The sequence below is a fragment of the Cryobacterium sp. CG_9.6 genome (genome assembly GCF_029893365.1).
Lineage (GTDB): Bacteria > Actinomycetota > Actinomycetes > Actinomycetales > Microbacteriaceae > Cryobacterium.
Genome location: NZ_JARXUZ010000001.1, coordinates 1,595,820 through 1,620,216, shown reverse-complemented (window position 1 = coordinate 1,620,216; position 24,397 = coordinate 1,595,820). Strand labels below are relative to the sequence as shown.

Annotated in this window: 21 protein-coding genes; 6 read left to right on the top strand and 15 right to left on the bottom strand. The window is 62.2% G+C overall.

Features of this window, described 5'->3' with window-relative positions:
* The first annotated feature begins 195 nt into the window (after positions 1–195).
* On the top strand, positions 196–1,995 hold the full coding sequence (locus H4V99_RS07305; protein ID WP_280676874.1) for an alpha/beta hydrolase-fold protein: 1,800 nt from the start codon (positions 196–198) through the stop codon (positions 1,993–1,995).
* Here the strand turns inward: H4V99_RS07305 and H4V99_RS07300 are convergent.
* Positions 1,979–2,650, bottom strand: a complete 672-nt coding sequence (locus H4V99_RS07300) for a dihydrofolate reductase family protein (RefSeq protein WP_280676872.1) — start codon at positions 2,648–2,650, stop codon at positions 1,979–1,981. The two genes, H4V99_RS07305 and H4V99_RS07300, sit on opposite strands and share 17 nt — an antisense overlap.
* 103 nt (positions 2,651–2,753) lie before the next feature.
* Between H4V99_RS07300 and H4V99_RS07295 the strand changes: the two genes are divergently transcribed.
* From H4V99_RS07295 to H4V99_RS07285, 3 genes are all read left to right on the top strand, one after another.
* On the top strand, positions 2,754–3,734 hold the full coding sequence (locus H4V99_RS07295; RefSeq protein WP_280676870.1) for an SRPBCC family protein: 981 nt from the start codon (positions 2,754–2,756) through the stop codon (positions 3,732–3,734).
* A gap of 195 nt (positions 3,735–3,929) precedes the next feature.
* A protein-coding gene (locus H4V99_RS07290) for an IS3 family transposase (protein ID WP_280680013.1) occupies positions 3,930–5,329 on the top strand; the annotation gives its coding sequence in 2 pieces (ribosomal slippage) (positions 3,930–4,251 and positions 4,251–5,329; 1,401 coding nt in all).
* Between the two features lie 161 nt (positions 5,330–5,490).
* On the top strand, positions 5,491–5,985 hold the full coding sequence (locus H4V99_RS07285) for a DNA alkylation repair protein (RefSeq protein ID WP_280676868.1): 495 nt from the start codon (positions 5,491–5,493) through the stop codon (positions 5,983–5,985).
* Positions 5,986–6,045: 60 nt separating this feature from the next.
* Here the strand turns inward: H4V99_RS07285 and H4V99_RS07280 are convergent, their stop codons facing one another.
* The 6 genes from H4V99_RS07280 to H4V99_RS07255 form a co-directional block, all read right to left on the bottom strand.
* Positions 6,046–6,693, bottom strand: coding sequence for a hypothetical protein (locus H4V99_RS07280; RefSeq protein ID WP_280676866.1), 648 nt, complete (start codon positions 6,691–6,693; stop codon positions 6,046–6,048).
* Positions 6,694–7,093: 400 nt separating this feature from the next.
* Positions 7,094–8,488: an IS1380 family transposase gene (locus tag H4V99_RS07275; protein WP_280676864.1), complete on the bottom strand. Its 1,395-nt coding sequence runs from the start codon at positions 8,486–8,488 to the stop codon at positions 7,094–7,096.
* Positions 8,489–8,566: 78 nt separating this feature from the next.
* Positions 8,567–9,802 (bottom strand): MFS transporter, encoded by a 1,236-nt coding sequence (locus H4V99_RS07270; RefSeq protein ID WP_280676862.1) that lies wholly within the window; start codon positions 9,800–9,802, stop codon positions 8,567–8,569.
* A 27-nt stretch (positions 9,803–9,829) separates the two neighbouring features.
* Complete coding sequence (locus H4V99_RS07265) at positions 9,830–10,417, bottom strand: helix-turn-helix domain-containing protein (protein ID WP_280676860.1); 588 nt, start codon at positions 10,415–10,417, stop codon at positions 9,830–9,832.
* A gap of 156 nt (positions 10,418–10,573) precedes the next feature.
* Positions 10,574–11,626, bottom strand: a complete 1,053-nt coding sequence (locus tag H4V99_RS07260) for an LD-carboxypeptidase (RefSeq protein WP_280676858.1) — start codon at positions 11,624–11,626, stop codon at positions 10,574–10,576.
* 298 nt (positions 11,627–11,924) lie between these two features.
* Entirely contained in the window at positions 11,925–12,734 is an 810-nt protein-coding gene (locus H4V99_RS07255; protein ID WP_348522358.1) for an NAD-dependent epimerase/dehydratase family protein, read from the bottom strand.
* A gap of 308 nt (positions 12,735–13,042) precedes the next feature.
* On the opposite strand from H4V99_RS07255, the gene H4V99_RS07250 reads away from it, so the two are divergent.
* Together H4V99_RS07250 and H4V99_RS07245 are read left to right on the top strand one after the other, a co-directional pair.
* A complete protein-coding gene (locus H4V99_RS07250; protein ID WP_280676854.1) occupies positions 13,043–13,567 on the top strand; it encodes a GNAT family N-acetyltransferase in 525 nt (174 codons plus the stop codon).
* A gap of 89 nt (positions 13,568–13,656) precedes the next feature.
* Positions 13,657–14,478, top strand: coding sequence for an ornithine carbamoyltransferase (locus H4V99_RS07245; protein WP_280676852.1), 822 nt, complete (start codon positions 13,657–13,659; stop codon positions 14,476–14,478).
* A gap of 251 nt (positions 14,479–14,729) precedes the next feature.
* On the opposite strand, the gene H4V99_RS07240 is transcribed toward H4V99_RS07245, so the two are convergent.
* The 8 genes from H4V99_RS07240 to H4V99_RS07205 all read right to left on the bottom strand — a co-directional run bounded on the left by H4V99_RS07240 (position 14,730) and on the right by H4V99_RS07205 (position 24,233).
* Positions 14,730–15,383 carry an NAD(P)H-dependent oxidoreductase gene (locus tag H4V99_RS07240; protein WP_280676850.1) on the bottom strand — a complete coding sequence of 218 codons (654 nt, stop codon included), beginning with the start codon at positions 15,381–15,383 and terminating at the stop codon, positions 14,730–14,732.
* Between the two features lie 254 nt (positions 15,384–15,637).
* Complete coding sequence (locus H4V99_RS07235) at positions 15,638–15,790, bottom strand: hypothetical protein (protein ID WP_280676848.1); 153 nt, start codon at positions 15,788–15,790, stop codon at positions 15,638–15,640.
* Between the two features lie 197 nt (positions 15,791–15,987).
* The gene (locus H4V99_RS07230; protein ID WP_280676846.1) at positions 15,988–16,701 is read right to left on the bottom strand and encodes an ABC transporter ATP-binding protein; all 714 of its coding nucleotides are present in this window, start codon (positions 16,699–16,701) and stop codon (positions 15,988–15,990) included.
* On the bottom strand, positions 16,698–18,530 hold the full coding sequence (locus H4V99_RS07225) for a branched-chain amino acid ABC transporter ATP-binding protein/permease (protein WP_280676844.1): 1,833 nt from the start codon (positions 18,528–18,530) through the stop codon (positions 16,698–16,700). The genes H4V99_RS07230 and H4V99_RS07225 overlap by 4 nt, the downstream gene beginning before the upstream one ends.
* A gap of 2 nt (positions 18,531–18,532) precedes the next feature.
* Entirely contained in the window at positions 18,533–19,408 is an 876-nt protein-coding gene (locus tag H4V99_RS07220) for a branched-chain amino acid ABC transporter permease (protein ID WP_280676842.1), read from the bottom strand.
* A gap of 77 nt (positions 19,409–19,485) precedes the next feature.
* Positions 19,486–20,661, bottom strand: a complete 1,176-nt coding sequence (locus H4V99_RS07215; RefSeq protein WP_280676840.1) for an ABC transporter substrate-binding protein — start codon at positions 20,659–20,661, stop codon at positions 19,486–19,488.
* A 151-nt stretch (positions 20,662–20,812) separates the two neighbouring features.
* Positions 20,813–22,855, bottom strand: a complete 2,043-nt coding sequence (locus H4V99_RS07210) for a VWA domain-containing protein (RefSeq protein WP_280676838.1) — start codon at positions 22,853–22,855, stop codon at positions 20,813–20,815.
* Positions 22,848–24,233 carry a magnesium chelatase gene (locus H4V99_RS07205; protein ID WP_280676836.1) on the bottom strand — a complete coding sequence of 462 codons (1,386 nt, stop codon included), beginning with the start codon at positions 24,231–24,233 and terminating at the stop codon, positions 22,848–22,850. Before H4V99_RS07205 ends, H4V99_RS07210 begins: the two co-directional genes overlap by 8 nt.
* Positions 24,234–24,397: the final 164 nt, after the last annotated feature.

Here is a 24,397-nt window from a genome sequence, read left to right as displayed (position 1 = left end):
ACATCATAAGAGCGGATGTCCGCTGCAAAGTCACCATTAGGTGACGGACCGACGTCCTCCCTTGATTTTCTGTGCACGTTCCCACTAACGTTTCAGACGGTTGTCTTTGAACTGATCAGGGTTCAATTCGGCGCAATTGGGAACGTTGACGGAGACTCCGTCAAGCGTCCGTTCACAACAGTGAAGTTGGAGAGCATGGACCAGAATCGAACACATCCTCGGAGCGGCCGGCCGTCTGCCCGCAAGATCCTGACGGCAGCCGCGGTCACCTTCGCTGTCATCGTTGCACCCTTGACACTGGGCGGCACTGTGTCGCCAGCCGTTGCTGCTGGGGAGTCCACGGTGAACCTCGACCTGTCCGGCCAGTGGCAGTTCTCTCTCGGCGACGATCTCGCCTGGGCAGCCCCCGCATTCGACGACTCGGCGTGGTCTGCAGTGGATGTTCCTCAGATTGGTGGCGGGGAACAATTCGCCGACTATGACGGCTTCGGGTGGTACCGGCTCACCTTCGACCTGCCGGCCGGAGCGGAAGGCACGAACCTCGTCGCATCAATGGGATTCATGGACGACGTCGACGAGGTGTACCTCAACGGCGCGCGGATCGGTGGTTCGGGCTCACTGCCACCCAACGCCAAGAGTCAGTGGTTCGAGCAGCGCTCCTACCCGGTTCCGGCCGACGCCCCGGTATTCGGCGGGACTAACACCCTGGCCGTGCGCCTCTACGATATGAGCGGTGGCGGTGGCTGGTATCAGGGCCCCGTCGGCCTCTTCTCCAAGGACGCCCTGCGCGAGACCGTACTCGGCATCTCGGGGCCTCTGGCTGACCCGTCGACAACCGGTTGGATCACCGAAATGTTGGCGGAGCAGGCATCCGCTCTCGCTGCTGGCGACATTGACGCTTATCTGGCAACTCTCGCCGACAGCTATTTCCACGACGGTCGCGACCTGGATCGTCGCGAGCGGGAGCTGAGGGATTGGGTGGCCGAGTCGGGCACTCTGACCCTGACCGATGCGAGCGTGGAGATCGTGCAGAGCAGCGACGGACGTCTGCTCGTTGACACCAACCGCACGATCAGCGGCAGCCGAGACGGAGCGCCGTTCGACTTCACGCCCACCAGCCAAGAATTCCTCACGGTCGATCCTGCTTCACAAACGGAACTGGGTAACCATTCCCGCTTCTTCCGCGACTACGTGGAATCCGCCACCGAGGGCAAGCGTCGCGAGTACGTCACGTACCTTCCCCCGTCGTACTTCACCGAACCGAACCGCGAATTCCCCGTGGTCTACCTGCTGCATGGCTTCAATGGCGGCAGCCGCGAATGGGAACCGCGTGACTTCGGTACGAAGCTCGACAAGCTCTACACGGACGGTGGCCTAGCCGAATCTATCGTGATCATGCCAGACGGCGAATCGCTCTGGTACGCCGACCACGAGAATGGGACGCCCTGGCGAACCATGTTCGTCAACGATCTGATCCCCCAGGTCGACGACGAATACCGCACAATAGCGAAGCGCGCCTACCGCGGCCTGTCCGGCGTGTCCATGGGCGGGTTTGGTGCGTACTCTCTGGCCCTCGCGTACCCGAAGCTGTTCTCGTCGGTGGCCTCCCACATGGGAGCGCTCAATCTGTCCGCCGCCCAGGTCGGTGTCACCTCGCCGGGTGGTCCGGATGCTCAGCTCAAGTCCCCGCTGACGGTCGTCGCGGGCATGTCTCGCCAGGCGCTGTCGAAGTATGACTTCTTCTTCGACGCGTGCGAATTCGACGACTACGCGTTCGATGAGGCTGCCCGAGGCATGGACACCCTCCTCACCAACAAGGGTGTTGACCACACCTGGGCCGTCTACTCGGCGGGACGCCACAATGACGCCTGCTGGGTTCCCCGCATCGCCGACTCGTTCGGTATGCACTCGGATCATGTGCGAGCGGCCGGTCTGGTCGAGAACAACGGTCCGGGACGGAGCTACGGGCAGCCCCGCGTCAGCACTGGCCGTTAGCCTGCGCAGCATCGGGGCCCGGTCTTCGCACTGACGGCCGTGGCACCCGGTGTCTCCGTCGGCGATAGCGGATGTGCGTGGCCAGCGGCGAAGACAGCACCTCCACCGGCTCGAACCCGAAAGAGTCGATGCCGTCGAAGATGCGCTCACCCGATCCGAGCAAAACGGGGGCAATGTCGAGCGTGAGTTCGTCCACAACTCCGGCGAGGAGTGCCTGCCGCACGGTGGAGGCGCCGCCTGCAACATCGACGCCGGCCCCGCCAGCCACCTCCCGCGCCTGCCTGTAGGCATCGTCGAATCCCCCGGTGACGAAGTGGAAGGTGGTGCCGCCCTCCATCTCGATCGGTTCGCGGGGGTAATGCGTGAGCACGAAAACGGGTGCGTGATAGGGCGGTTCGGGCCCCCACCATCCCCTCCACTCGCCGTCCCAGTCGCCGCGGATGGGCCCGAACATGTTTCGCCCCATGATGTACGCGCCGCGCGGACGCATGAGCCAGCTGGCGGCTACGGCATCAGCCTCGGTGGCACGCTCGTCGCCCGTGTGCCAGGCGTGCAGTTCGAGTCCGCGCTTTCCGAGCGGATGCTCGTGACTCTGTTCCGGCCCGGCAACAAAGCCATCGAGCGAGATCGACATGTGGCAGGTGGTGTTCGGCATCTACGATCCTTTCGTCGTCGATTGTGGCACCCTTCGACCGCCTTGACATCCTCCTCATTGAGGAAGATGCTGCTCCAGCGGACACCCAACCGAAAGGAGCATCATGCCTGTCACGTCCATCGAGACAGATCTCGACCTGCTCACCCTCACGATCGTCGCCGACTTCTCGGCGTCCCTGCGTCGGGTCTGGGATGCCTATACCGATCCCCGCCAGATCGAGCGGTTCTGGGGTCCGCCGACCTATCCGGCAACCTTTCTCCGGCACGACGCCGTGGCCGGCGGTCGCAGCATCTACGTTATGACCGGCCCCGACGGAGACCAGCACTACGGATGCTGGGAGTGGACCGCGGCCGACGCACCCCACACATTCGACGTACGTGACCACTTTGCGGATGCCGCGGGCGCGTCGAACCCGCACCTTCCGACGACACGGGTGCACTTCGCTTTCGAGGAGACCGCTGGCGGGAGCCGCCTGCGCACGACGTCGCGCTTCAACACCCCTGAGCACATGCAGCAACTCCTTGACATGGGAATGCTCGAGGGCACGCGTCAAGCCATGGCCCAGATCGACAGCGTGCTGGCCGATTCGGCCTCGTTCGCCGCCGATCGTCCAGCGGAGGCGCGAGTACTTAGCGATACCCAGGTGCGGGTGTGCCGGGTCATTCGCGGCTCCGTTCACCAGGTGTGGCGGGCGCATGCCGATGCTGGCCTCATGCAGCAGTGGTTACTCGGGCCAGACGGATGGTCGATGCCCGTCTGCGAGGTGGCGACCAACATCGGAGAGAGCTACCGCTACGAGTGGCAACGGGATGGAGGCGATGAACGATTCGGTTTCACTGGCGAGCTGCTCGAGTCTGAAGAGCCGGACCGCGCCGTTACGACGGAGGCCATGATCGGCACGGACTTCCCGGCGACCCTGAACGAACTCACGCTCACAGCTGTCGACGGCGGAACTCTGCTCTCGCTCGTCATCAGCTACACCACGATAGAACAGCGAGACGCGATCCTTGCGACAGGTATGACCGCCGGAATGGAGACGAGCTACCAGCGACTGGACGGACTGATGCACTCCATCCCCGCCTAGTCCGAGCTTCCGCAGCACCCTAGCGCTCGCTGGCTAAGCGAGGGTGAATGCCGACATGACGTCGTCGAGGCCCTACGTGTCAGGGTTGGGTGAGGCCAGTAGCTAAGAGCAAGTCCGCCGTTTGACGTAGGGCGAGAATCAGGAATCATAACCATGTCCAGCCCGTCTTTGATCGCCGTGCGCGACGATAGTCATATGAGTAGTCCCGGACCCCGAGCTGGTGGTCCGACCTCGAGAAGGTCGTTCAGCCCAGCACAGAAGCTTGCCTATCTGGCTGCGTATGACGCGGCCATCAAAGCCCATGAGGGCGGTGCGTATCTGCGCGCCGAAGGGCTCTACTCCTCGCAGATCACGGAGTGGCGAAAGCTGCGTGACGCCGGTGTTCTTGCGGGGAAGAAACCCGGCGAGAAGATTGGTCGGTTAACGCCGGAACAAGCGGAAATCGCCCGGCTGCGCCGCCAGCTGAGCAAGACCGAGCAACGCCTCGAAACGACGGGGGTGGCGCTTGAAATCATGTCAAAAATGCACGAGCTACTCGAAAGTCTTTCGAAGAGCTCGCGGGACGAAACACCGCACACGAAGCCGTAATGACCGCGTATCGCGAACTGGCCAGCCGAGGGATCTCGACTCGCGTCGCGGCCGACTTGGTCGGGATCCCTCGCGCGACCGCCACCCGGAAACCACGCATCCCGGTGGCCGGGCCGGCGCCGATCCCGGCGAACAAGATCGATGATGTCGACCGCCGGCAGATTCTCGACGTCGTCAATTCGGACTCGTTCGTTGACCTGCCGCCGATCCAGATCTACGCGCAGCTGCTCGATGCGGGCACCTACTTGTGCTCCATTTCAACGATGTATCGGGTGTTGAACGAGAATCAGCAGGTCAAGGACCGTCGCCGCCTGGCCCGCCACCCGGCACGGGCGATCCCCGAATTGATCGCCACGGGACCGGGCCAGGTACTCAGCTGGGATATTACGAAGCTTGCTGGCCCGGTCAAGGGGAAGTACTTCGATGCTTACGTGATGATCGATATTTACTCGCGCTACATCGTCGGCGCGTATGTTCACGCCTCAGAATCGGGAGAGCTAGCGGTGGACATGATGAAAGAAATCTTCGGCATTCACGGCCTCCCGCAGGTCGTGCACGCCGACCGCGGCACGTCGATGACGTCCAAGACCGTCGCGGCGTTGCTGTCGGATCTGGAGGTCACCAAGTCGCATTCGAGGCCGCGGGTGAGTAACGATAATCCCTATAGCGAGGCGTGGTTCAAGACCCTGAAATTCGCTCCGACGTTCCCCGAACGATTCGGCTCCCTCGCCGACGCGAAGACGTTCCTGGCCTCGTTCGTCGATGGCTACAACCACGAGCATCGCCACTCCGGAATCGGCCTGAACACGCCCGCCGACGTGCACTACGGCCTCGCCGAGGCGAAGGCCATCGAACGAACAGCGACGTTGGAGGCGGCCCGCGCACGCTTCCCCGAGCGATTCAGCACCAGCCACGCACCAAAGATCCTGTCCATTCCCGCGACGGCTTGGATCAACAAACCAGCCGACAAACCCACCGAGAACGAAGGGCTCGAACTAGCCGCCTAAACTCCCACTGGCCTCATTCGCCTTGACAAATTCCGAGGTCGAGGCGGGCCGAGAGCGACCGGTCCCGGCGTGCTGAACCACGGACACCTTTCCTGCCTCACGACACCATCCCACGAGACAGCGAGCCACGCAGTCGCAATCCGGAGGCGCAGAATAGAGGAATGAGCGACGCCGGCGATTTCGTGGATCGCGCCCTGCAGTACGAAGCCACGTGGGAGCGCGCGGCCGCGTCGAGCGCCTTGTGGGGACATGAGCTGGAGTTCTACGGCGCCTCTGTGGGTGCCATTCGGGGCACGGTCCGCGACCTGAACAATCGGCACAAGAACATGACGCACGACGAGGTAACCGCGCTGAGTAGCGAACTCTGGAACGTGCCCGTCTTCGAACGCCGCCTGGCGGCCATTGTGCTGTTGCAGGGCAGTCTCGCTCTGCTGAACAACACTGACCTCACCCGAATCGAGGGGTTTCTCCGCGGTGCAGTGCTGCAAGAAATCAGTGATCCACTCACGTTCGACGTGGTGGCCCCTTTGATCGACGCGCTCCGCGGATCCGACCGCAAACGGGCGGAGGCAGCGCTGGTGCGGTGGGCTCAGGACGGCAACCCCTGGCTACGCCGAGCCGCCCACGCCATCACGGCCAAATTAGCGGCCGCCTGACAGTGGACATCCGCTGAGAAGCGCCGCACCCTGCGATCCGTGAACTCGTACCCCCACGTCTCACGGCAGTTGCTGCACGCCGGCCGAGGACTTCACGACTTTGCCTGCTCGCATACCGGATGTCGCGGCGCGCTGCCCAAAGTAGAAACCAACCACGGCCACGACAACAGTCGACAGCGTGGAGAAAAGCGTCTTGGCGAAGTCGGTGCTTGCGCCTGAGGCCGGCGCCAACACGACGTCGTACGTGCGACCGGTTCCATCAGCTGCTCCAACGGTGGCAACGTTGATACTGAGAATTCTTTCGGGGCTGAAACCTGCCAGGGCGCTGTCCGAAACCCCTGTTGATGTGAGGCCGCTTGATTCATTGGCGCTGACTTCGCTGAATAAAAATATGGACGAAAAAGCGAAAAGAAGAAGAAGCAACAGCGCAATCACGGCGCTGATGCTGCCGTCCGGCAGGCTGAGAGCGCCGCGGTTGGCTTTGCCGTTCATGACGCGAGCAGTCCAGGCAACCAGCGTCAGAACAACGAGCAGAACCGACAGCCCGAGGAGCATCCACACGGTGAGCGCAAGCTCGGCTGGTAACTCCACTGGCTGCTGAGCAAGTAGCGTCACTAGAACAGTCAAGACGATCAGGACAGCAGTAAGCACAGCGCCGGTGATCAGGAGGACTTTAGTGTTGAGTTCGCTTGCGTCCGTTTTCGTCATTTCCAGACCTCTCGTCCACGAATCTGGAGAGCACAGTACACCTACAACTCAGTGGGAGTCCCCGTGGCGGATGGACGTCCTCAATCGAGAACTCGTCGGTGGTGTCGAGAAGCGCAACTCACGCTTGTCGACTACGACGGTCTCTGAGGCTCACATGGCGGCCTTGCTGTTCGTAGATTTCAGCGTAATCACCTGAGAGCGTTCCATCAGTCGCCACGCACCGCCGGTCAGAGGGGTCAGAGTGGCCAGAGTGGCCAGAGTGTAAACCTCGATCCACCGGTCTGCCTTGACTGATCGGCGTCACTGAATTCAGATCGTGGTTTTTGGTGGCGGGCAGGGCGAGGCTGCCGACCTTGCTGCCGGTGGTGTTCCAAGTCTTCGTTCGCCGGGTGGCTGGTGGTTAGGTGGCGGCGGTTTGCGGCGGGCCGCAGGCCGCCGCGAACGCGGTCGTCCATCCGGGTTTCCATGGCCAGTTGGCGGGGAGGTGCAGGGTGATCCTGCGTGCCGAGGTGGAGATGCGGGCGGGGATGCTGATGAGTTTGCGACGAATGGTGCCGCTGCGTGCCTTGCCGAGATCGCTGCCGGCCAGCGAACCAACGGCGCGCGAAAGGTTGAAGGCGATCGTGGCCAGCACGAGCCAGGCCGCGTTGGCCGTGAACACACCTGATGGCAGGTGCGCCAGCGCGCTGTCCTTAAGGTCGGCGTTAATCTGCTCGATGATGGCGTGCTGCCGGTGGGTCTGGTCCGCGGTGACAGTGTCCAGGTCGCTGGTGGTGAAGAACGCATGAAACCGATGCGTGTCAAACAGGGTCGGCTGCCCTTCGGTCGCCTTCTGATTCAGTTCCGGGATCCGGCGCACGACCAGGCGCCCCACGATGCGTTCGGCCTTCTTGCGCGAGCTGAACGCGGTGAACACGACTTCCGCGACCTCGGCGGACGATATCCACGCGCCGGTGGCCTCGTCCCGGATCGCATCGGTGTAGTTGATGGTCGTCCATTGGTCATCGGTGATCGTGCCGATGGCGCGCTTAACGGCCGGGTCCATGCGTGCCGTGATGGACACTTTTGCGCCAGCCCGGTGCGCGGCGGCGACGACCGCGTGCCCATAGAACGCGCTGTCCGCGCGCAGCAGCACGAGGCCGGTGGCCGTCTGGCTGCGGAGGCGTTTCACGGTGGCGAGGACATCCCCGACGAACTTTCCCGCGCCGCGCGGGGAACCTGCCGCGCCTTTCCGCAGCCGGGAGCCGACGATGATCGGTGCCGCCTGGGGTGTGGAGACGATGCCGATCAGAGCGTTCAAGCCGCGCACTCCGGAGTAGCCGTAACCGGAGCCTTGCTTCTGATATCCGTGGACTTCCTTGATCGTGTCGTCGATGTCCACAAGGGCATAGTCGTCGATGCCCGCCACGATCGGGGTGTGTGCGGCGACGTTGACCAGCCACCGCCAGGCGACGGCGTCCAGCTGCCGGACGTGACCAAACGTGAACGACCGCAGGAACGACCCCAACGTCGACGGGGCATACGTCCCGACGAAGAGTTTCTTCATACCGCCGTGCCGCAGCAACGCCATGTCATCGATCGAATCGGCACCAGCGAGCATCCCCGCGACCAACGCGGTGACTTTCAACCCCGAGTTCGCGCCGAAGTACCCCGGCAAGGTCAGCCATGCATCGGCGAGGTCGCTGAGGCCGGTTTTCACCGCCAACGCCATCGCGGGGACAAGCCCCGCGGCCGACACGAGATTCGTGTCATCGAAGGTGGCTGACAAGCGGCTGGAACTGTGGAAAAGTTGCATCTACGAGATGCCTCTCGAATCGGTTGAAATGAACCCTAAGTAAGTTCTATTTTTCCTGATCCGAGTGGCATTCTCTGTTTAACGCGCCGCTACGACCCTAACTCGACCGGTGGATCGAGGGTAAAGGATTGCAATGATCCCGAATGCTAGTCCCAGCCCGATCGTATCGGCGGCAATGCCGCCGAGCAAAGCTCCGAACGGCACACCGGCCCAGCTGCCGGCATTGATGAGTCCAAAAACTCGGCCGTGCATGTGTGCGGGAACGCGTTCGAGCTGCACGGTACCGAGGATGGGGTTGATGGCCCCGGCTGCGAGGCCAGAAATGGCCGTCATTGCCACGAGCATGGGCAGTGGCGCCCCGAGGGCAAAGGCTGCACAGGAGGGGCCGCCTGCTAGCGCAAAACACACGGCCAGAGTGACGCGTCGAGGAACTTTGTGCGCAACGAAGCCAAAGGCGATGTTACCTACGAGCGCACAGCCCCCCATGACCGCGACAAGAAGTCCCAATGCAGCCGCTCCGCCCAACCGGTCATTGGCGTAAAGCGGCATCAGCGTGGACATGCGGGCGGCATCGAGGAGGTTGGTGAAGAGCACGAGCCCAACAATCAGTCTCATCAGCGGGTCACTGATAACGAATCGAAAGCCCTCGGCTAGGTCGGACCAGTACGAGGCGCGGGGTCGCACCACGCTGCGTTCGATTCCTTGCGTGTCGGCCGATGCTGGAATAGCGGTCACGAACGCCCCGGTCAAAATAGCCGAAACAGCGAAGGTGGCCGCATTAACAAACAGCGCCGCGATCGGTCCCACGAATGCCACGAGCAATCCAGCAATCGAAGCGCCGATCAATTTCGCAAAGCGTTCCGAACCGTCAAGGAGACCAACACTCTGCTCAAGTCGAATGCCCGCACGGGCTGTCAGGTTGGGGAGCATGACGCGTCGTGCCGTTTGGCCAGGAGTGTCGAGCAATCCGCCGGCGAACACCAGCATAAGTAGCGCCCAGAACGGGAGACCCACGGTGAAAGCCAGAATTGGAATGGCGAGAACGGCTACGCCGCTGACAATGTCTGCAACTATTGCTGCCTTGCGATGGCCGACTCTATCGATGACGACACCACCGAGGGCTCCACCAATGACCACCGGTGCCGTAGCGAAAAACGCTGCGATTCCCACCTCAGTGCCCGAGCCACCGAGACCGAGGACATAGAACGGAACGGCAAATGCGGTGACTACATTGCCCGTTTGCGAGATCGCGTGGGCGGCGAGGAGAGCGGAAAGAGAGGCGGTAGCCCTGCGGTGACCCCGGTCATGGTCCATGGTTTCTTTCCCCATTAGCGTGTTGGCTCAGGGACGGCGATAGGCCTGATAGACGAGAACAACCCGCTCGGCACCATCTGCTCTGGCCGCGTCATGCGCGTCGCTCTTATCAAGCCACCGGTCAACGAGTGCCTCGAGCTCAGTGCGCATGGCGGTCATCTCGTTGACGGTGAGAAGCAGGCTGCGGTCACCGCTCGCTCCGGCCGCGATCCACTCGCGTGGGAAGGTTGGGGCCGCATCAACATACTCAGTGAAGCGCGCAGCGTAGGCCTGGGCTATCGATTTTTGCAAAGTGGATGATGCTGCGAGCTTGTCGGGATCGTCCAGCAGCTCGGCCGGGTCCCAATTTGTGAGCAAAGTGGCGGCCTTCCACCAACGTTCGCGTTGGTCGGTACTCCGAGTGACCGCGGGCTCGATCAAACCGATCGATGCAAGTTTGCCGAGATGGTAACTGATGGTGCCGGGCGCTTCGTCGATGACTTCCCCGAGCTGCGCCGCAGTCTGTGGTCCACTTTCGCGCAGCAGACCCAGAAGACGAAGACGAGTCGGATGGGCCAGGACGCGCATCGAGGCCGCCGAGGTGAGCGTATTGAGCGAATCGTTGCGGGATGTCATGGACACCATGATATATGCACAAGACTTCTTGCGCAATGCTTATTGTGCAACAAATGTTGTGCTTATCGATGTAGTCGGCAGATGACCGTAATGCTGAAGGCCTCGACAATTTTTCAGACGAATCCGCGCCGCAACCGAAGAAAGTGGAATCCTACGTCAGCTGTAATCGGCGCTGACCGTTTGGGTACTGCCGTCCAGGCGAACAGTGCCGCCGTGTGGAACGATCCATTGCGGTCGGGTGTGTCCGAATGGCACTCCAACACAGATGACGGTGTCCGGGTTGTATCTGGTGACCTGGTCGATGATGGTGTCGCGCTGAACTTCGCGAAGCCGCACGCGTTCGTCCGCCGACGGGACGGCTGAGTTCAGTCCGCTCACGGGCGGGCGGGCGACAAGAACGCCGGCAACGGATGCGAGGATGCCCCGCTCTCCGAGAGCGCGCACCCAGCGTTTCACGTCGTCCGCCGCGGGAAGCTCCTCACTCGTTTCGAGCAAAAGAATAGCCCCCGCGAGATCGGCGACGCTGGGCATTCGGCCAGCGAGAGCGATCTGATCAATGACTTCGATACAACCACCCCAGGTGCGCCCTTCGACAACGGCGTTCGGCCCGACCCATGTCCACGGTTCGGTCGGTTCCCGCACTCCAAACTCCGTCAGTGCACGCGGATCGGTCCACGGCAGTCCAAAGTCCTCCGACTCCCCCGGATCGGTGATCGTCATGACGCCGCCCGACAACAGCGCGGCACGAAGTGATGCGAGGTGCACGTCATCAAGGTGCGGGCCAGGCCCGAGATGCACCTGCGTTGATCCGCCGTAGAAGCTGGGCACCCCGAGACTCCACAGGAGATTGTGCAGATTCATATTGTCGCTATAGCCGAGGAACGGCTTCGGGTTTGCAGCGAGAACATCAACGTCAATGTGCGGGATGACGGTGATCTGGTCGTCGCCACCAATCGTTGCGAGCACAGCCCGGATAGTCGGGTCGGCAAACGCCGCCGTGACATCCGCGGCCCGCGCCTCGGCACTGGCTCCGAGCTGCCGCGTCGTCTCGTACTCCACCGGTACCAGCCCGGTCACTTCGTTCAGCCGTCGCATCGCCTGCTCGTGAACACCCTCAGACACCGCGGGTGCCGCGAACGCGGGCGACAAAATCGCGACTCGATCACCGGGCTGGGCCTTCGGAACGCTGGCGAATGTAAGGACTGTCATTTCGGTACTCCAGCTGCCTTCCAACACAGAAACTCCGCTAGAAAATCTTCTTTCGGAACCAATGGTTTGCGTATGGGTCGTCGTTGTGTGCTGCCCCTTCGATGAAGCCCAACGACCCGTACAGGCCTCGCGCTTCGAAAAGATCAGAGCGTGTATCCAACCGTAGGGTTTTGATGCCGAATCCGCGCGCCCTCTGTTCTAGGTCTCCCATGAGCAGCCTGCCCACACCCTGCCCCCGACAGTACTGCGGGCGCAGCCGAGCACAATGAACTACCGGCAGACGCCGCCACAGAACTTTTCAGCGGATGCGCTCAAGGATCTCCCTTTCCTCGGATACGGTCAGCCCCGATCGGCGATCGCGGTCCAGCCCGCGCATCTGCTCGTCCTGAAGAATCTGTGTCATCGAATCCCGCAGCGGACGGATGAGTCCACCGGCGGCCAGGAAGGCGGCATTGCTTCGCAGGCTGAACGCTGCGTCGGAGGCAGGCAGCCACAGCGGAAGGGATCGTGGTCCGGCCCAATAACGAACGTCGTTCTCACGCAGCAATTCGTCGCTGACATGCACGGCTTCACCCTCAAAATCGGTGATCTCAGCGGCCCACGCGAAGAACTCCTCAAACGCATGGGCATGGCCCACAGCGTTCACCGTCCCCGAAAGCCTGTCACGGCCGGCGCTGACGATAAACGCCGCCAGATCCAAGACGTCAATCACCTGCACGAACCGCCCCACACTCTTGGGCATGAGCACCTGGCCGCCGCGCCGCAGTCGAGCCAGCCAATACCCGAATCGATCACTGGCATCGCCCGCACCCACAATCAGGCCCGGTCGCATGACAAGCAGGCGTTCGCCAAGACGCTCTCTGCTTGCGAGTTCGGCCGCTACCTTCGCATCCGCGTACTCGGTCAGCTCTTGTGGTTTCACAAGCGCAGCACTCTCGTCTGCTCCAGGTTCGTCGTTGCGCTGATAAACGGAGACGGTCGACACAAGAGTCCAGTGCCGCGCTCTGCCTGCCAGAGCGTCCAAGGCGGATCCAACTATGTCAGGGTCATATGCAAGTTCAATGACCTTATCCCAGTCACCGTCCACCTGCCCGTATGCTCCCGGCACTGTTCGATCCGCCCGAACAAAGCGCGCCCCTTCGGGCGCAGTACCAGAGACGCCTCGCGCAAGACACACCACGTCCGCACCAGCTCTCACCGCTTCCCGTGCAATCGTGTTTCCGAGCCAGGCAGTTCCTCCGAGTATCAGCACACGTCGCATGACCTCATGCAACCACACGTCAGCTGATCCTGCATCGCTCCCGGTTGGCGGCGCAGCGAGCCCTGTTCATCACTGCAATCGGTCTTGACCTGCCGCAGAGGACGGTGACCGTCAAAACGGCTCGGGGACAGTGACGGACATGGGAGGCTCGTGTCATGCTTCGGAATCTTGCACTCCCCGTCATCCTTCAATCGCGTGTGGGGCCGGTGACGCTGCGTCGCGCATCACCAGGCGATCTGGATTCGCTCATGATGCTCCTGTCCGATGACCCCGTGAGCGCCTCTCGGGGCGACACGGCCGCACTGGCCGATCGACCCGCGTATTTATCGGCGCTCACGCAGATTACCGCTGACCGTTCTAACGATCTACTTATCGCTCTTGACGGGGAGCGACGCATTCTGGGAACGATGCAATTGACCCTGATCCCGGGAATGGCCCGGCGCGGCAGCACACGTCTGCTCATCGAGGCCGTCCGAGTTCGCAGCGATACCCGCTCCTCGGGCATCGGGTCTGCCATGATGCGCTGGGTCACAGATATCGCTGCCCCGTCCTTGGACGCGGGCCTCGTGCAGCTCACTTCTGATGCCGTGAGAACGGATGCGCATCGGTTCTACGAACGTCTTGGTTTCGTCAAATCGCACGTCGGATTCAAGTACCAGGTGTTGTCGGACGCCGAATAGCGCCTACCTACCCACTGCCTTCCGAGACAGAAACTCCCTCGCGCAACGTTCACCTCCGCGAGTACTGCAAATGCCCCTATCGTTTAGGGATGCGACACCTCCTGAGACTTGACGACTGGACGCAGACGGACCTGCAAGACATCTTCCGCCTCGCCGATGCCTACGGTGCGGGAGACGGCCCGCAGGTCGTCGGATGCGCGGCGCTGTTCTTCCCTCCATCGAGTTTGCGCACCAGAGTGTCATTCGAACGAGGTGCCGCCCTCATGGGATTGCAGCCGATCTCGTTTCCACCAGAAACGCTTGACAAGCCCGAAGCTCTCGAAGATGTTGCGGGCTACCTAGCCTCTTGGGTCGATGTGCTCGTGGTGCGGCACCCGGATCTGGAGGTTCTCGAAGGGTTAGCAGCATCGAACGCCCTTCCGGTCGTCAATGCTATGACTGCCGACAACCATCCCTGCGAGGTTCTAGCCGACCTTTACGCGATCTCGCGCACGCGCGATCCGCTCCAACTTCGTTTCCTTTTCGTCGGTGCGGATGGAAACATCGCCAGGGCTTGGTCCGAGGCCGCCCGGGCTTTCGGCTTGGATCTTGTTCAGTGCTGCCCCGAATCCCTGGCTACCCCCGGCATGCTGTGGACGGATGATCTTGACACGGCGGTTGCCTCGGCCGACGTTATCCTCACGGATGCGCCTGGCACGCACGCCGACCAACTGGCACCGTTCATCGTCACGGCTTCATTGCTCAAACGTGCCGCACCCGGCGTGCAGTTCGCCCCGTACCCACCCTTCCAACGCGGTCGCGAAGTGTCCTCCGACGCCATCGCGAGTACCGCCTTCGTCGGCTACGGATTCAAGGCAGCACTTCAACCTGTACAGCAAGCCGTCCTCGCCCGTGTTCTCGGGAAAGCATGAACAGCAGCTGCCAGCGAGGGTGACAAAAATCGCTCTATTGTGAGCGGTCCGGCATGAGCATCAACGAGGCTCACCGCCGCCGCTCCAGGCTGGACGCTGGCGCTTGTCCTCTTTGTCATGAGGTTCTTGTCGGTCTACAAGCCTCGCGGGCGCACCAGGTACGGGCTGCGCGCCACACGAGTGAGCTGACACGGCGCCATCACTCGCTCAAGCAATTTCGCCGGAGATTTGCCCAAATTCGATCGTGACAGCTACACAGCTGATGTCACGTCCGCGGTCCAATCCGATCGAACCGCAATACTCTTCGCCAGTTCAATCGCTGATGTCGTGGCGCTCGCGTGCCAATCGGGCGACATGTCCATCGGTTCGGCGTTGACAAAGTCGAGTGCAGTGATGCCGACAAAGCCGAATATGGCGCGCAGGTACGGCTCTTGAAAGTCATATGCATGCATTGGACTCAAAGCCGAATAGTCACTCCCGCGAGAGGTAATGCACAACATTTTCTTTCCGTTTACGAGCGGCACCACGTGTCCGAGCTCGTTGTACTGGAACAAGTAGCCAGGCTGCACGATGCAGTCGATGTAGTACTTCAACGCGTAGGGGATACTGAAGTTCCACATGGGCGAAGACACCAGATAGGCATCCGCTGAGAGGAAATCTGCGATCAGCAGCTCGATCTGCCTCCAGGAGGCCTCGTGGCTTTTGTCGATGGGCTGACCCATCATCAACGTGTACTTGGCTTGAATATTATCGCCCGCCAAAGCTGGCAAGTTGTAGTTGAACAAATCAATTTCGTGGATAGCGAGGTCAGGAACGGCACCCGACAGAGTCTCGAGAAATGCGCTCGAAATTCGGAGAGTGTTGGACTGGCCGCGTGGACTAGCGATGATGTGGAGAAGTTTCACTGTGTCCCTCCCGGGGCCTGATAACGCACGTGTGAATCACGTCACTGACATTTAACACTCGTCAGAGCGCAGGTCAAGAAAATATCTATCGCTCAAACAACGGCAGACCGTTACCCCGCGTGTCGGGGGTCGCGTCGCGGATGCGGCGAGGTGTCACTACCGCGCTGATGCTGGCAAAGAGGATTCACGTCGTTCAGCTTCTCCACGTCAACCGTCGATCGGTCGGCGAGGCCGCAGAACACGTAACTGCCTATCTAAAAGAGAACAACCTGACCTGGGCGATCGTTGTCGCCCACAGCAAGGGCGGACTCTTCGGAAGGTAGGTCATGCTTCAGCCCGCCGCGACGAACCGCGTGCGAGGAATGGTTACTGTTGCCGTGCTCTTCGGAGGTTCGCTCTAGGCCCATTTCATGCTCCCTCTCATCTTCGGATCTCCTCGCCAAGCAACGCCACAATCCGTGCCCTAACCCGTGAAGAAGCGATCAACGTCCGACTTGTTTACGTTTATGGCCTGGTCGATCCACACATTGCTGGCGGGAGCTCACTTCCGAGTGCGAAGAACGTGCGCTTGGACACCGGCGGCCACTACCGTGGCCAACCGGTATCAGTCCAGGCCGAGGTAGGCCTCGATGACCTTCTCGTCGGCAAGCAGTTCGTGGGCCGGTCCCGAATGGGTGATCTCTCCGGTCTCGAGCACGTAGCCGTAATCCGCTGCTGCCAGGGCACGCCGGGCATTCTGCTCGACCAGCACGACCGTCGTGCCGGTGCTCCGAATCTCTTCGATCACCGCGAACACTTCATCGACGATCAACGGTGCGAGCCCCATGGAGGGCTCGTCGAGCAGCAGGATTTCAGGTTCGGCAATGAGGGCGCGCGCGATGGACAGCATCTGCTGCTCACCGCCCGAGAGAGCGCCCGCCTGCAGCTTGCGTCGCTCAAACAGCACTGGGAACCGGTCATACACACTCGCCACATTTTTTTGCAACGTGCTGCTGCGATGCCAGCCACCAAGACTCAAATTCTCGGCCACCGTGAGCGTGCCAAGAATCTCCCGACCCTCCGGCACCTGAACCAGCCCCGCCTTAACCAAACGGTGGGCAGGCCACTTCGTGATGTCCTCGCCCTTAAACCGAATGACACCGGAACGCGCACGCAACAGACCCGAGACAGCGTTCAAAACGGATGTCTTACCAGCGCCGTTCGCCCCCACCAGCGTAACCAGAGAGCCCGTTGGCACGTCGAAAGAAACGTTGCGCACGGCCTCAATGCGCCCGTAGTTCACCTGCAGGCCTTCCACACTCAGGATCGTTTCACTCATCGCTTGTCCTCCGGCTCAATCGTTCCCGTGGGCTCCGCCTGATTGACCGTCTCGTCGTGCGTGTCATCGTCGTGCCCCAACTGGTGGGTACGAGAAGTTTCTATGACAGCCTCGGCAAGATCCGCACTCGCCAACGCGGCTGCACCATCGGCATCCGCATCGGAGCCGCTGGAACCGAGGTAGGCCTCGAGAACCTTCGGGTCGCGGGCGATATCTCCGGGCGTGCCCGATGCGATCACCTCTCCGAAATTCAGCACCATAATTCGGTCACAGGTAGCCAGCATCATGCGCACGTTGTGCTCGATCACCAGGACAGCGATTCCATCGGCGGCGAGCGAACGAATCAGCTCAGACAACCGACCAGCCTCAACGTGGTTCATGCCCGCCGCTGGCTCGTCCAGCACCAACAGGGACGGATGCGAGGCCAACGCTCGAGCGATCTCCAATCGACGCTGGTCGCCATAGGAGAGGTCCCCCGCGGCATTGGCCGCTTTGTCTCCCAGTCCCACTCGAATCAGCTGAGCGGATGCCATGGCCACGGCCTCCCGCTCAAAACGACGCGCTGAGGGGAGAAAAATGAGGCGGCGCAGCAGTGTGTCCTGCGTGATGCGATAGCCGCCGACCAGCACATTCTCCAGCGCGGAGAGCCGGTTGAAGAGCTTGATCTGTTGAAAGGTTCGCGCAACCCCGGCCTGGGCAAGACGGTGTGCCTTCGTGTTCTCGGTGAGGGAAATACCCACCACGGTGCCGCTCCCAGAACTCGGCGGTGTCAACGCGGTCACCATGTTCACGAGCGTCGTCTTGCCGGCGCCATTGGGACCGATCAGCCCGAGAACCTCACCGGCTGCCACGGTGAGATCAACCGAGCGCACCGCGTGCACTCCACCGTAGGACTTGCCGAGGCCCTGCAGGCGAACGAGCTCGGTACCCATTTCGGGCAACGGCGGCAAGGTGGGGCGTGCGGCTGCATCGACAATGAGACGCGTGGCGGATTTCCTCCGCGGGATGAGCCCGGACAGCCCTCCCGGCAGAAAGAGAATAACGACCAGCAGCAGCACTCCCGACACCGTGGGACGAATCCAGCCAGCATCAATGCCAATCACGCGCTGCACCTCGGGCAGCAGGGAGAGAAATATCGATCCCAGAACGGGGCCCACGAAGAATGTCACGCCGCCCACGACCGCCGTAACCAGACCGTCGACGGCGGCAACGAAGGAGAATTCGTTGGGGTCGGCAAACCGGGAGAAGTAGGCCAGGAGCACGCCGTAGAGGCCGGCAACGGCACCCGCAATAACGAAGGAGGCCATGCGGTAGCGGGGCACGTCGATGCCCATGGTGGAGGCGGCTAGTTCGTCTTCACGGATCGCCGCGAAGGCGCGTCCCATCCGGGAGCCGGAGAGGCGCCAGAACCAGAAGGCCACAACAGCAAGGGCAATCCAGGCAATTTGTATGCCCACGAGCTTGGGAAAGCTCATTCCCTGCGCGCCGTTTGTCCACGATTGGTTGATCAGAAAGATTCGCACCATCTCACCGAAAGCGAGGGTAGCGATGGCAAGAAACACCCCGCGCAAACGAATGACCGGCAGGCCCAGGATAAAGGCCGCAATGATGCCGACCCCCATGCCGAAGACGATACCGATGATGAGCGGCGGGATGAAGCCGAACAGTGGTTCGGCTGGAACGACGAGTGAGGAGGTGAAGGCGGCTAGCGAGGCTAGGCCCACCTGGGCGAGGCTCAATTGCCCGGCGATCAAAACGGCATAGAAACTGAAGGCGAGGATTGCCGTCAATGCGAGCAGGGTGATCAGGGAGCTGTACTCGGTCAGCATGATCAGACCTCCCGCGTCTTGCGGGCGCCGAAGAGGCCCTGCGGTCGAAGGATCAGAATGAGAAACAGCAGCCCAAACGCCACCATGTCGCGCCAGGAACTTCCGATGTAGTTCACGGCGAGAACCTCAGCCACGCCAAGGATCAAACCGCCGATCAGGGCGCCGGGCAGGGACCCCATTCCGCCGACCACGATGACGGCGAGGGCTTTGAGTTCGACGGCGTGGCCAATTCCGAGCGAGGCTGCGTTGACGTTCAGGGTGAACAGTACTCCGGCTACCGCGCCCAGCGCCGAAGACAGGGCAAACGTCGTGCTGCTGATGCGACCCACGTTGAGCCCCAGCACTGCGGCGGCGTGCGGATTTTCGGCGATGGTGCGCATGCCGCGACCGAGCTTGGATTTAGCGACCAACCAGGTCAGCACGATCATCAGCGAGACGCTGATGATGAGAATAACGACCTGCAGAAGAGATACCGTCGCGCCGAGAATCTCCACGCGCGTGCTCGGAAACGCGTCAGCTGGAAAACGTCTGGTGTCGGCACTGTACAGTGCCTGCAGTACCGAGAGAAGGATGGCCCCGAAAGCGATCGAGGAGATCAGCCCTGCGAAGTGAGCATCGTGCCGCCCAGCCAGCGGGCGGAAGGCGATTCGTTCGATCAGGATTCCGAGCACCGCACCGAACACGAGCACCATGGGGATAAGCAACCAAATCGGTACGCCCAGCCGGGTCACGATCTCGATCCCCACCAGAGCGCCGGCCGTGAAGACCGCAGCGTGGGCGAGGTTGAGCCGGTCGAGAATGCCGAACACCAGGGTGAAGCCGATGGCGAACAGCGCATAGATGGAACCGAGAAAGATCCCGTCCAGAAAGAGTTGCATTGGTGACGTCCCTGTTATTGGCCGTGTGCCGCCCGCGGGCAGCACACGGCCAGTATTTACGTGTGATGCGGTGCGGGCTAGTTCAGAATGGTGAACTTGCCATCCTGAACAATCTGAACAAGCGCATCGTGCACGGCGTCGCGGTTCTCGTCCAGTCTCACGTTGCCCAAAACGGTTGCAACGTCGGTCACGTTGCCAAGGCTCGCCTTGAGGTCTTCACGCTCGCCCGAGCATCCCGAGCGAACGGCGTGGTCGATAATCTGCATGCCGGCGTAAGCCTGCGCGGCGAACTGGTCGGGGGCGGTATCGTACGCGGCCGTGTAATCGGCGATGAATTTCACGTTTTGCTCGTTATCGGAAGCCGAGTTCCAGGCGGCTCCCACAATCACACCCTCGGCGGCGGCGCCGGCGCCGGCGAGCAGCGCCGGTGAGTTAAAGCCATTCCCACCAATGATGGGGGTGTCGATGCCGATTTCACGGGCCTGGCTGACGAGCGGGACGGCGGCATCGATCAGGCCAGAAACCACGATGGCGTCGGCAGCGGACTGCTTGGCCTTGTTCAGGAGGGCACGGAAGTCGGTGTCTGACTTCGAGAACGTCAGGGTGTCGACCACCTCAACATTCTGGTCCTCCAACGCCGCAGCGAACGCCTGGTAACCGGACTCCGTGAAAGCGTCATCGTTGCTGTACATCACAACGACCTTTTTCACGCCGAGAGTGTCGACAGCAGCCTTCACGGTCTGCGGAATGACGGCGTCTTCGGTCAGGGAATTACGGAAGATATAGTCGCCAATTTCAGTGATGCCGGCTGCCGTGTTCGACACGCCGAGCACAGGAACCTGAGCATCTTGCGCGATTGGGTCCGTCTGCTTCGCCGTGTTGGAGAGGGTCGGGCCGACGATAATACTGGCATCCGAGGCGATGAAGGAGTCAAATACCTGGATGGCTTGTTTGGGGTCGGTCGCGTCATCCTCGATGGTGAGTTCGTAGCTGACGCCACCGACCTTGTTCAGGTCAGCAGCAGCGAGTTCGAGTGCGTTCTGCTGACCGGCGCCGTACTGGGCGGCAGCTCCGGTGAGGCTGAAAGCGGCGCCAATGGAAACGGGGGAATCGATGATGCAGTCCGCCCCGGATCCCGAGCCGGTCAAGCCGCCGCTGGTGGTTGAATCCGTGGAGCTGGTGGCGGTGCAACCGGTGATGGCCAGCAACAGTGCTGAACCGCAGACTGCAGCAGAGAGCAGTTTTCTTCTCATTAGGTGGACCTCCTGGACCAAGTGGAGCGATGGTGCCACTTGGTGTTCAAGCGGTGATCCCTTCCTCTTGATGGAGACTACCGTTCCGGCACAACCCCGGCAACCGTTCATGCTCGGTGTGACGGCGCCCCGCTTCTGTTCCTGCTCGGAGCTACAGGCCCCAGCCGCGGCCGAACATCCCGTCGAACTCGCCAGAACCTGCACTTGCCGGCCCCTGTCGAGAGCTGAGGTAGGAACCGACCACTGCGGCGCCAAGATCGTCGAGCTCCGGTGCCACGACGGTACCGCCCACGCGCCTGGCCATCGAGTCGATGAATCTGGCGAGGCCGGCATCGTCCCCGAGTCGGAAGAACGTGGTCTGGGCTCCGAGCCGCATCGATCCGTCGAGCTCGCGCACCGAGTGGGCGATGGTGAGCGGATCGGGTGGGTAACGGAAGTAGACCTCGCCGCCGGGTTCGATATGGGAGGTGGGCTCACCGTCGGTGACGATGAGAAGCACCGGCTGCGCAGTCGGGTTCCTGCGGAAGTGACGGTTAGCGAGCATCAATGCATGGTGCAGATTGGTGCCCTTCTCGTAAGCGGCGTCCAAAGCGGTGAGCTGCTCGATATCGAGCTCCTGCGCGTGACGGCCGAACCCGATGAGGGTGAGGTCATCCCCGCGGAACCGCGTGCTGATGAGGGTGTGCAGCGCGAGTGCCGTTCGCTTCATCGGCACCCACCTGCCATCCATGGCCATGGAGAAGGAGGTATCCACGAGCAGGGCGACACAGGCCTGAGTGCGGGCTTCGGTCTCGTGCACCTCCACGTCGCCGATCTCGATCCTGACGCCCGATCCGGTCACGCTGCCCTGCCCGGCGATGCGCGTGATCGCGTTGGTGATAGTGCGCGTCACATCCCACGGCTCGGTGTCGCCGAAGTTCCACTCTCGGGTGGCACCGGAGCGCTCTCCCGCACTCCCCGCCCGGCGGAGGTCTCTGGCACCCTGGTGACCCGACATCCGCTCGGCAACGTCTCTCAATAGCACCTTGCCGAGCTGGCGCATCGCCTTCGGCGTGAGCCGCAGCGAACCGTCGGTTCCGCGTTTCAGGGTGCCCGAATCGCGCAGCGCTTTCTCGAGCTGTTGGAGTGCGCGGGCGTCGGTTCTGGCCTCGTCTCCGAGCTGACGGGCCAGGAGGTCAAGGTCAAGATCTTCCATGCCCGAACCGGCATACGACTGAGAGAGTTGCTCGGAGAGATCGTCAAGGTCGGCGATGTCCTGGAAGACCCCGGTGCCGTCTCCGAGACCGAGGCCATCGGTGCCGTCCATCCGCTCTCCTCCTCCCCAGTCCTCGCCCGGGCGCAGGGACTGGAGCGCCCCGTCGAGTCGGGAGAGCGATTGCATCAGCTCGGGAGAGCCGAAAGCCTGTTGAGAGAGAGCGTCGAGTTCGTTGCGCTGCTCCTCGGTCATCGAATTGCGCATGCGCTGGGCGGCAGCAGCCCGTTGGGCGAGCGAATCGAGAAGCTCGTCGACGTTGGCCGGATTCTCGGGAAAGTTCTGCCCGTGCTTGGCCATGAACTGCTCAAACTGGGCGGTGGTGTCCTCCCCGCGCCCGTGGGCCTCGAGCAGGTCGTTGAGGTCGTTGAGCATCTCGGTGATGGCCGCGCGGTCGTCCTCGGTGGCGTTCTCGAGGGCCGTTTTCATGCCGGCAAAACGCTGGTCCAGCATTTCTCGACCGAGTAAATCCTTAATCTTCTCGAAGTCGGCGCGGGCTTCAGCACTCTGCCAGTCGTAACTCCCGAGTTCGCTCACGGCCGCCGCGGGCGAGGCCGGGAGGTTGTCCAGCTGCATTTCGGCGAGCGCACGGTCGACGTCGTCGAGATCGACGTCACGGGCGAGCTGGGCACGCTCGGCCCGCACCGCCTTGTCGAGCAGTTCACGAATTTCCTGCAGAGTGCCGTCGAGGTTGTGTTTGCTCGTCAGCTCGCGGCGGCGCTCTGCGACGCGACGGGCGAGGTCATCGAGCCCGGGGCGGTCCGCGCCTCCGCGGCGCAAAAACTCGCGCATGGCACGTTCGGGGGAATATCCGGCCATCACATCCTCGCCGATGGCGTCGAGGGCTTCGGCGATGTCGACGGGCGGGGCGAGCGGATCGGGACCGCCCGCGTACTTCCCGTAGCGAGAGGAGTGGGTGAGTCGGCGATTCGTCCTAGCCATAGATAACCTCGCCGCTGACGGTCTCCTTGCTGATGCGGCGCGTCAAGTAGAGCCCCTCGAGAGCAAGTTCGATCGCGCCGGCCCGCTGCCCGTCGTTGGTGGCGCCGAGGCGGGCGAAGATCTCGTCGTACAGTTCGGATTCGCCGAGAACGGGCAGCCCGGCAAGTAGGGCACTGGCCGTAACCTGCTCACCGGTGACAACCATCACCCCGCTCTCGATCGCCTCCACGAGAGGATCGAAGTCGAGCCCGCGCAGGTGAGCCCTTACCGTCTCCACCGTGGCCGAGCGCAACAGGTGGTCGAGGATCTCGTCTTCCCGTCCGTCTTCGCCCGACTCGAGTTCGATTTTGCCGCCGAGCACATCGACAGCCGTTTCGAGGTCGACGGGGCGCGCAACGGCATCCGCTTCTCCCTGACGAGTGGCCCGGTGGATCGCCGACGCCGCAATGGTCTCGGCGGCCGCGATGGCGACTCGTGCGCTGACGCCACTTCGCTGGTCGACTGCAGAAGACTCGCGCAGTCCCCGTGTGAAGCGGGCGAGAATTTCGATGAGGTAGTCGGGTACCTGAGCCATGAGCTCCGATTCCTGGCGGATGATCGCAACTTCATCGAGAAGGTCGATTGGATAGTGGGTGCGGATCTCAGCACCGAAGCGGTCTTTCAGCGGCGTGATGATGCGGCCGCGGTTCGTGTAGTCCTCGGGATTCGCGCTCGCGACGACGAGCACGTCGAGCGGGAGGCGCAACACGTAGCCGCGAATCTGGATATCGCGCTCCTCCATCACATTGAGCATCGCCACCTGGATGCGCTCGGCGAGGTCGGGGAGCTCGTTGATGGCCACGATGCCGCGGTGGCTGCGGGGGATCATTCCGAAGTGGATCGTTTCGGGATCGCCGAGGCTGCGTCCCTCGGCAACCTTCATCGGGTCGACGTCGCCAATGAGATCGGCAACGCTCGTGTCGGGGGTCGCGAGCTTCTCGGCATACCGCTCGTCGCGTCCGCGCCAGGCTACGGGCAGGTCGTCGCCGAGCTCTTCAGCACGGCGAATGCTCGCCGCGGTGATCGGAACGTACGGATGCTCACCGAGCTCGGATCCTGCGATCACCGGCGACCACTCGTCGAGCAGACCCACCATCGTTCTCAGCAAGCGGGTCTTGCCCTGGCCTCTCTCACCGAGAAGCACGATGTCGTGGCCGGCGATGAGCGCCCGCTCCAGCTGCGGGATCACGGTGGTGTCGAACCCGTGCAGTCCCGGCCACGGGTTACGGTGCTCGCGCAGGGCACCGAGCAGGTTATCGCGCAGCTCGGCGCGGAGGGTCTTGTGGATGTGCCCCAACGCTCGCAGGTCACCCACCGTTGTCGCGGTTGGACGGTTCATCCTGCTGATGGTACGCCGCAAGGAGATCATCCCGTGAGTGCGCATCAAGATGGTCAGGCAACTGCCAGCGCCGCCACGATGGCCCCTGTGAATGAGGCCAGATTCACTGTGCTCGCTGCGCCAATTCTATGAGCAGGGTTGATGTCGCAAGGGATGGGCACTAG